Here is an 8609-nt window from a genome sequence, read left to right as displayed (position 1 = left end):
GACGGCAAGAACGACCAGTGGACCGGGGCCTTCGAGCTCATCTTCCGCTGGTGAGTCCCGCCCGAGTCGTGTAACCCGGAGGCCCGCTCGGTTCGCCGAGCGGGCCTCTTCGCGTCCCGCGGCCGCGCTACGCACCGGGTCCGGTCAGGTCCGCGAGATCGACGAGGGCGACCGTCCGGTCGCCGGTCTCGACGAGCGAGACGACCCGGTCCGCGAGCCCGGGGAAGGCCCGCTGCGAGGCGACGTTCGGAACCGGGAGCTTGAGCACCCGCACCCCGCGGGCGACGAGCAGCCCCACCGGCTCGCGGCCGCCCGGCGCGGCGACGACCGCGACCAGCGCCCGGTCCGGTGCGGTCGGCGACAGGCCGAGCCACGCCGCGAGATCGACCACGCCCACCACCCGGTCGCGCCACGCGGTCACCCCCGCGACGTGCTGCGGGGCCCCGGGGACGGCGACGAGGCGCTCCGGCTCGACGAGTTCGGCCACGGTCGCGGCGGGGAGCCCGACCGCCCACTCGCGGTCCCCGAGCGCGCGTGCCGGCAGCGGCAGCGGTATGAGAATGAGGCGGCGCTGGACGGCTTCCGACGCCGCCGCGCGCCACGGTTCGGCCGCCGGGAACTCGCGGGGCGGCGCGCCACCGAGGAGTGCCGCGGGGTCGAGAAACGGGAGCAGCGCGGAGCCGGTTCGCACCACGCCCGTGAAGTGCGGCGCCCCCACGACCGCCGGCATCGCCAGGAACGCCCCGGGGGCGACGGCCGCCCCCTGCGCGGTCTGTTCGACCAGCACCCCGGCCGGGCCGTGCGGCGTCTCGCAGAGCAGGACGTGCGAGCCGTCCGCGGCGGCGACCGGCGGGAAGCCGAGCAGCCCCGCCAGGCTGAACACGGGCGCGTCGCCGCTGCGGCTCGGGAGCGAGCCGACCTGCGGCCAGTCGCCGTCGCCCGGGGCCGCGACCATCCGGTCGGCGCGCTCGACGCCGCGGACCGCGCCGAGGTCGACCGCGACCGGCACGCCCCGCACGCGGCACTGCGACACCCGGGCCTGCTTCGCCGCTGCAACGTGCGTCACGCGAACCTCAACTTCGGATGCCGTGGATTTCTGACTGTAGCCGGCCTCTGTGAGGCCGGTGCTGCGACCGTCCCGGCACCGGCCTCACAGAGGCCGGCTTGCTGTGTTGAATCGTTGGCCTCACGCGGGCCGCCACGGAGGGCGGCCCCTACAAACCAAGTTCGCGAGTAGGGACCGCAATCCGTGGCGGCCCGCCAATCACCGATGAGTACAACCGAGCACGGCCGGCTACAAGGCGGTTGCAGTGAGGGTCACGCCGGGGCGGGCGCGGCGGCGGCCGCGGCGCGGAGCACGCGGAGCAACTCGGCCGGCTGGTACGGCTTCACGAGGTACGCGGTCGCGCCCAGTTCCATCGCCTTGCGGCGGTGCTTGTCGCCGGCCCGCGACGTGAGCATGACCACCGGCAGGTTCTGGTGCGCCGCCGTGGCCCGGAGCGTCGAGAGCAGCTCGTACCCGTCCATGCGCGGCATCTCGACGTCGAGCATCACGGCGTCCGGGAGCCGCTCGGCGTGGTGCAGCACGTCGAGCGCGTCGAGTCCGTCCTTCGCGGTGAGCACGTCCATGCCGGCGTCGCGGAGCTGGCCCGACACGAACCGGCGGACGCTCGGCGAGTCGTCCACGACGAGCACGGTGAGCTGCTCGGCCGCCGGCCGCGGCGGGTGCCGCGGGCTCTCGACCGGGACCGGGTGCGCGTGCCGGGCGGCGCGGGCCGGCGAGCACAGTTCGGCCGGGTCGAGGATCAGCACCACCGAGCCGTCGCCCATGAGCGTCGCGCCGGCGATCCCGGGCGCGTGGCGGACGTGCGTGCCGAGCGACTTCACCACCACCTCGCGGCCGCCGGCGATCCGGTCGAGGACCACGACGTACCGGCGGTCGCCGACGCCGATCACGACCGCGGGGGGCCGCGGGGCGGGCTCGGACGTGCCCCGGAGCCCGAGCCGCTCCGCGAGGGCGAACCGCGGGAGCGTCTCGCCGCCGACCCGGGCCACGTCCTGGGAACCGATGCGGCCGCACTGCTCGGGGTCGAGGCGGAGGATCTGCGTGACCGACCCGAGCGGCAGCGCGAACGTGTGCCCCTCGGCCTCGACCACCAGCGCCCGGATCACCGCGAGCGTCAGCGGCAGCCGCACCGTGAACGTCGCGCCCCGGCCCGGCTCGGACGCGAGCGCGACCGTCCCCTTGAGCCGCTCGACGAGGGCGCGGACCACGTCGAGCCCGACCCCGCGCCCGGAGATCTCGGTGACCCGGCCGGCGGTGCTGAACCCGGACTGGAACAGGAGGTCGGTGAGTTCGTCGGGCGAGGCGATCGCGGCCGCCTCGGGCGCCAGCGCGCCGCGGGCGACGGCCGCGAGGCGCACGGCCTCGTAGTCGATGCCCCGGCCGTCGTCGCTGACGCGGATGACGATCTGCGTGCCCTCGTGGCCGGCCCGCACCCGCACGGTTCCGGCGGCCGGCTTGCCCGCCGCCTCGCGGGTCGCGGCGTCCTCGATCCCGTGGTCGATGGCGTTGCGGAGCAGGTGGAGCAGCGGCTCGGCCATCTCCTCCAGCACGGTCTTGTCGAGGTCCGTGTTCTCGCCCTCCAGGACGAGGCGGACCTGCTTGCCGAGGTCCGCGGCGGTGCGGCGCACGGTGCGGTGCAGCCGGCCGGAGAGGTGCGCGAGCGGCACCATCCGCACCCGCATCAGCTTGTCCTGCATCTCGGCCGTGAGCCGCGACTGGCGGACGAGGTAGCCGTCGAACTCGCCGGTGAGGCCCGACAGTTCCTGCGAGACGGTCGCGAGGTCGGTGGACGTTTCCGACAGCTCGCGGATCATCAGGTGGAAGTCGGTGTACCGGTCGAACTCCAGGCCGTCGAACCCGTGGGCCGCGCCGCCGGTCGCGGCGGCGGCGATGCGGTTGGCGAGGCGGTTGCTGCCGAGCGCCCGGGCCTCGTACTGCGTCTCGATCTTGCCGGTCGCGCGGCGGAGGCGGGCGGCGCTGAGCTGCAGCTCCTGGAACAGCCGCGACAGCTTGCCGAGTTGCTGCTCGAACCCCGAGCGGCTGATGACCAGCTCGCCGACGAGGTTCACCACCTCGTCGATGCGGGCGATGGGCACCCGCAGCGCCTCGCCCGCGGCGCGGACCGCGGCGGCGTCGGCGGCCACGGTCGGCTGGTCGATCTCGATCTCCGCGGCGGTCGCCGGCTCCGCCCCCGCGCCGCGCGCTCCCGCCGGGCGTGCGGCGCCGGCCGCGGCGACGGCGGCCTCGAACCGCGGGGCGAGGTCCGCGACCACCTCCTCCCCGGCCCGGCCGGCGGCGAGGTCCTCGAGCGCGTCGTGCGCCGCGAACAGCAACTCGACCTCGCCGGGCGTCGCGGGGCGGTCGCCGTCGTGCAGCGCATCGAGCAGGTCCTCGGCGCGGTGGGCGAGCCGCGCGATGAGCGTGAACCCGACGGACGCGGCCGCGCCCTTCAGGGTGTGCGCGGCGCGGCGGATCTCCTGGAGGTGGTCCTTGTTGGCGGGCTGCTGCTGGTACAGGGGCAGGGTGCGGCCGATGAGGGCGACGTGCTCCTCGGCCTCGGCCGCGAACACTTCGAGGATCTCCGGGTCGATCGCGGCCGCGGGCTCGGGTGCCGCGAGGGGCGGCTCCTCGGTGGCCGCGGGTGGCTCCCACTCGGGCGGGTCGTCGAGGGCGATCTCGACCTCGCCCACGGCTTGTGGGTCCCACGCCGGCTCCGAAGGTGCGCCCGGGTGCGTGAAGTCGGGGAACGGGTTTGCGGGCGCGCCGCGGGTCGGGAACACGCCGCCGGCGAGGAGCGCGTCGCCGGCCGCGGCGAGTTCTTCGAGCGCATCGGTGTGCGAGGCGTCGGTGAGCTCGCCCGGGTCGAGTTCGAGGTGGTGGCCGATCGCCTCGACGGCGACGAGGAGGAACTCGCGGGCCGCACCGTGCGGCGCGTCGTGCGCCAGTGCCGCGGCGCTCGACGCGAGGCGCGCGAGCGGGTCGAGCCCGAGGGCCGGGGCGGCGGCCGCGATCGCCCGCAGGTGCTCGCGGGCGGTGGCGAGCGCGTCGGGGCCGGTCGGGTCGAACAGGCCGGCGCAGATCGCCGGGACCGCCCGGCGCGACTCCGTCACGAAGCTCGCGAGGCGGTCGGGGTCATCGGGCGGAGTCATCGCGGAAGTTCCGGGGTGTCGTGCCGCGGCCGGCTGATTCGTCTTCGTTCTGTAGCCGGCCTCTGTGAGGCCGGTGCCACGGGAGTCGCAAAGCACCGGCCTCACAGAGGCCGGCTACAGATCGGAACCGGGGCATTGGGGGGTTGGGAACCGCGGCACGGTCACGCGCCGACGAGGCGGCCGCCCGTGACGGTCACCGCCTTGCCGTTCCCGTTGCCGTTGCCGGACCACTTGCCGTTGCCCGCGTGCCCGTTGAGGTCGACGCGGGTGGGGGGCGCGGGCGGCTCGGTGCCGGGGAGCCGGAACGTCGCGACCGACTCGCGGAGCCCCTCGGCGAGACCGGCCAGCCCCTGCACGGCCTCGGCGGCCTGCTTGGTCCCGGCCGCCGTGTCCTGGGTGATGCCGGAGATCTCGGCCATCGCCTCGGTGACCCCCGCGGACGCGCGGGCCTGTTGCGTCGCGGCGTGCGAGATCTGCTGGATCAGCTCGGCGAGGCGGTTCGACACGCTCTCGATCTCGTCGAGCGCCGAGCCGGCCTGCCCGGCGAGCTTCGACCCCTCGACGACCTCCTGGATGCCCTTTTCCATCGCGCCGACGGCCTCGGTCGTTTCGCTCTGGATGGACTTCACGAGGCCGGCGATCTTCTTGGTCGCCTCGGTGGACCGGTCGGCGAGCCGCTCGACCTCCTCGGCGACGACGGCGAACCCGCGGCCCGCCTCGCCGGCCATCGCGGCCTGGATCGAGGCGTTCAGGGCGAGGATGCTCGTGCGGTCGGCGATGTCGTCGATGAGCTGGATGATCTGGCCGATCTCCTGGCTCGACTCGCCGAGCCGCTTGATGCGCTTGGCCGTCTCCTGCACCTGGTCGCGGATCCGGTCCATCCCGTGGATCGTGTTCTTCACCGCGGTCGTGCCCTGGCGGGCGTTCTGGAGCGCCTGGCGGGCGACGGTGGCCGACTGGACCGCGTTCTCGGACACCTGCTGAATCGAGTGCGACATGGCCTCGACGGCCCGGGTGGTCGCGGCGATCTTGCCGGCCTGCTGCTCGGCCCCGCCGGCCAGGTGCTGGGTCGAGGTGTAGATCTCCCCGGCCGAGGTGGTCACCTCGATGGTCGCCCGCTGCACGTTGCCGATGACCCCGCGGAGCTGGTCGAGCATGTAGTTGAACGAGTCGGCGATGGCCCCGGTGACGTCGGCGGTCACCTCGGCCTCCTTGGTCAGGTCGCCCTCGGCGACCCCGGCCACTTCCTCCAGCAGCTTCTGGATGGACTGCTGGATCAGGTCCCGCTCCTCCTGCGACTGCATCAGGCTGAGCGTGTTGTCGAGCATCGCGTTGAGGGTGGCGGCCAGTTCGCCGAGCTCGTCCCGCGAGGTGACGGTGGCGCGGGCGGCGACGTTCCCCGTGCCGATCTCGCCGAGCACGCTCTTGATCTCGCCGAGCTGCTCGGTGATGCCGCTGGAAATGCCGTACACGAGGGCCGCGGCGAGGATGAGCACGACGGCGACGAACACCGCGGTGCCGTACAGCCGCGTCGAGGACACGTCGTACCGGGCCGCCAGCATCCCCCGCAGCACCGGGAGGTCCTCGTCGTTCACCCTCTGGTACGCGGCCAGGGCCGCGGTCCCCTTGTCCCACACCTCGGCCGGCGGCACGCCGACCGCGGCGTCGTCACCGGCCGGGGCCTCGACGAACTTGGCCTGCACGAGGGCGGTGAAGGCGTCGGCGGCCGCGACGGCCTCCTTGAACTTCGGCTCCAGCTTGGCGAACGCGGCCGCGTCGCGGTCCCTGAGGACGGTGACGTTGCCGTCGTACCCGGCGCGGGCCACGGCGATCTCGCCGAGGAGCTGCGCGAGCTTGTACCGCTCCGCCGGGGCGACCTCCTTGCGGGCCGCGACCCCGAGGGCCAGCTCGCGGGCGCGGCCGATCGTGTCGATGAGCGTCGCGGTGCGGAGCGTCAGGTTGTCCTGGAGGTAGTACGTCACCAGGATCGGGTCGAGGATCAGGTTCGACTTCTCGCTGACGGCGAGCTGGACCGCGGCGAGTTCGGCGAGCACCCGGGCGTGCCGCTCGGCCGCGTCCTCGGGCTTCAGGTCCGGGGTCCGGTCGGCCAGGGCCGCCCAGTTCGCCTTCGCCTGCTTCCACTGCTCGGCCGTGCCGAACGTGGCACCGGACTTCGCGTCGGCCGCGTCCTCGGCCCGGATGAGTTCGTCGATCCTCGCGCGGGCCTCGGCGAGCTTCGGCCGGAAGTACGCCCTCTCGGCGTCGCCCCCGCGGGCCGCGGCGTCCGCCAGCGTGCGGTGCGCGGTCACCTGGTCGGTCAGCTTGTTGAGCGGGTCGATGTGGTCCAGGCCGCTGAGTTCGAGCTTGAGGAACCCGCCGTCGTAGCTCAGGGCGCTGAGGTACAGCGCGGCGATGGCGACCGCCGGCAGGCCGAGGGCCAGCGCGATGACGACGAGCTTCTGCCACATCCTCAGGAGGGTGAACCGTTCGACCAGTCTCATCGCATCGACTCCACGGGTGAAATACGCGGCCGCCGGTGGGCGGGTCGGGTTCTGTCGGGGTCAGGCCGGCCCGAACGGGAGGAACTCCGGGGCCAGCAGCAGGCGGTCCGGCTCCAGGACGACCACCGGGCGGCGGTCCCCCCCGGCCACGCCGGTCATGTACGCGGCGCACCGGGCCGCGATCGGGGCGGCCGGGGCGCGGACCTGGTCGGGCGGGATCGACTGGATCCCGCGGACCCGGTCCACCAGCAGGCCGGCGGTCAGGTCGCCGCCCGGGGCGGTCACCACCAGGAGCCGGCGGTCGGGGTCCGCCGCCGGGCCGGGCGGTTCGGCGAGGAACGCCCGCAGGTCCACCATCGAGACGATCCCGCCGCGGATGTTCGCCACGCCGACGAGCCACTCCGGCGCGCCGGGGAGCGGGGTCGCGGCCGGGGGGCGGCCGATCTCGCGGACCGCGTGCAGCGGGACGGCGTACTCGGTGCCGGCCACCGCGAACACCACGTGCGGGTGCTCGCGGCCGCTCGCCGCGCTCGCCCCCGCCGCGGCCCCTTCGGGGCGCGGAGCGTCCGGGGCGAACCCCACTTCTTGTACGAACCGTTCGAGGATGCCCTGGCTGTCGGCCGGGTCGAGGTCGGCCCGCGCGAGCAGTTCGGCGCGGCACGCGCTGAGCGAGTCCTCGGCCGTCGCGCGGAACGCGCCCCCGCCGGGGACCGTCGGCCGGACCGTGAGCGCGAGTTCCAGCGCGGTACCGGGGGAGAGGAGATCGGCCTGGGCGAACGCGACGCGGGACGCCGCGTCGAACCCGGCGGGCGCGGCGGTCACGTCCCACCCGGCGGGGACCGCCACCCGCAGCCCGACGACGCGGGCCGGGGCCGTGCCGGTGTTCCGCACGGCGACCCGCACCGGGTGGTCGCGGTTCACCCGCCACCCGTCCGGCCCGGCGAAGGATAGGTCAAGTTTGGCGGCCGTGACGGCGATCGCGGTTTCGCACGCCGCGGCGACCTGTGGCGTCGCCGTCACTTCCGCCCCGACCGCTCCGGCCCCTGCGACCCGACCGGCGACCCGCACGGCGGCGGTGACCTCGCCCCCTACGGGAACGGCCGCGAACGCGACCGTCTCGTCGCTCAGCAGCGCCACGCCGCCGCGGGCCGCGACCCGCACGGCGACGCCCCGCAGCGGGCACGTTCCGGTGTTCCGCACGGTCAGCGTGAATGCTGCCGATGCGCCGAGTTCGACAGTCTCGGGGCCGGCGAACGTCACCTGCGCCTCGGGGCGGACGACCGGCACGCCGACGGTGGTGGTCGCGGTGTAGCTGGTGCGGAAGTTCGCGGGGCCGAGGCCCGCCGGGTCCACGCCGGCCTCGGCGACCGCCTTGATGCGGATGGGCACCTTGGTCCCGGCGGCGTCGCGGCCGAACGACCAGACCAGCGTGCGGCCCCGCGACGCCCGGACGCGCGGGCTCGTCGCCAGCACCCGCAGGCCGGGCGGCACGTCGTGCTCGACGGTGACCTCGGACGCGGCGACCTTGGAGCCGAGCGCGACGACGGCCCCGTACAGGAACGGCTCGCTCGCGGTGGCCGCCGGGCGGGGCCGGCGCTGCGGTGCTGCGGGGGCCGATGGCGGTGCCGGAACGGGCGGGGCCGGGGGCGGGTCCGGGGGGAGCAGGAGCGAGCCCAGGTCGAACCCGGGGGCGGGGTCGTCGGCCCCCATCCAGTCGGGCGCGTCGGCCGGTTCGTCGTCGGGTGGGGGCGAGATGTTCATGCGGCGGGCGACCTCGGTTCGGCGTTCGGACCAGAGGATGCTGTGCTGAAATTCTGGCGAGATCCGCTGGACGCCACTGGCGGGCCGCCACGGAGGGCGGCCCCTACCAGACAGTTCGCGTTTGGTTTGTAG

General features: G+C 74.8%; 4 protein-coding genes. All 4 read right to left on the bottom strand.

The annotated features are described in order from the left end of the window. Positions 1-127: 127 nt before the first annotated feature. Positions 128-1066 carry a chemotaxis protein CheW gene (locus ACTIGN_RS14145; RefSeq protein WP_439624863.1) on the bottom strand — a complete coding sequence of 313 codons (939 nt, stop codon included), beginning with the start codon at positions 1064-1066 and terminating at the stop codon, positions 128-130. 251 nt (positions 1067-1317) lie between these two features. Continuing rightward, positions 1318-4215, bottom strand: coding sequence for a hybrid sensor histidine kinase/response regulator (locus ACTIGN_RS14140; RefSeq protein WP_439624861.1), 2898 nt, complete (start codon positions 4213-4215; stop codon positions 1318-1320). A gap of 161 nt (positions 4216-4376) precedes the next feature. Continuing rightward, positions 4377-6716 (bottom strand): methyl-accepting chemotaxis protein, encoded by a 2340-nt coding sequence (locus tag ACTIGN_RS14135; RefSeq protein ID WP_439624859.1) that lies wholly within the window; start codon positions 6714-6716, stop codon positions 4377-4379. 60 nt (positions 6717-6776) lie between these two features. Beyond that, positions 6777-8477, bottom strand: a complete 1701-nt coding sequence (locus tag ACTIGN_RS14130) for a chemotaxis protein CheW (RefSeq protein WP_439624857.1) — start codon at positions 8475-8477, stop codon at positions 6777-6779. Positions 8478-8609 lie beyond the last annotated feature (132 nt).

This window comes from Gemmata sp. (genome assembly GCF_051859125.1).
Lineage (GTDB): Bacteria > Planctomycetota > Planctomycetia > Gemmatales > Gemmataceae > Gemmata.
The sequence above is the reverse complement of the archived record's forward strand: the minus strand, read 5'-3'. Positions and strand labels throughout refer to the sequence as shown.

Bases quoted from the DNA above. Each gene is read 5' to 3' on its own strand.
- ACTIGN_RS14135 (WP_439624859.1), bottom strand. From the start codon at position 6,716: ATGAGACTGGTCGAACGGTTCACCCTCCTGAGGATGTGGCAGAAGCTC.
- ACTIGN_RS14130 (WP_439624857.1), bottom strand. From the start codon at position 8,477: ATGAACATCTCGCCCCCACCCGACGACGAACCGGCCGACGCGCCCGAC.
- ACTIGN_RS14140 (WP_439624861.1), bottom strand. From the start codon at position 4,215: ATGACTCCGCCCGATGACCCCGACCGCCTCGCGAGCTTCGTGACGGAG.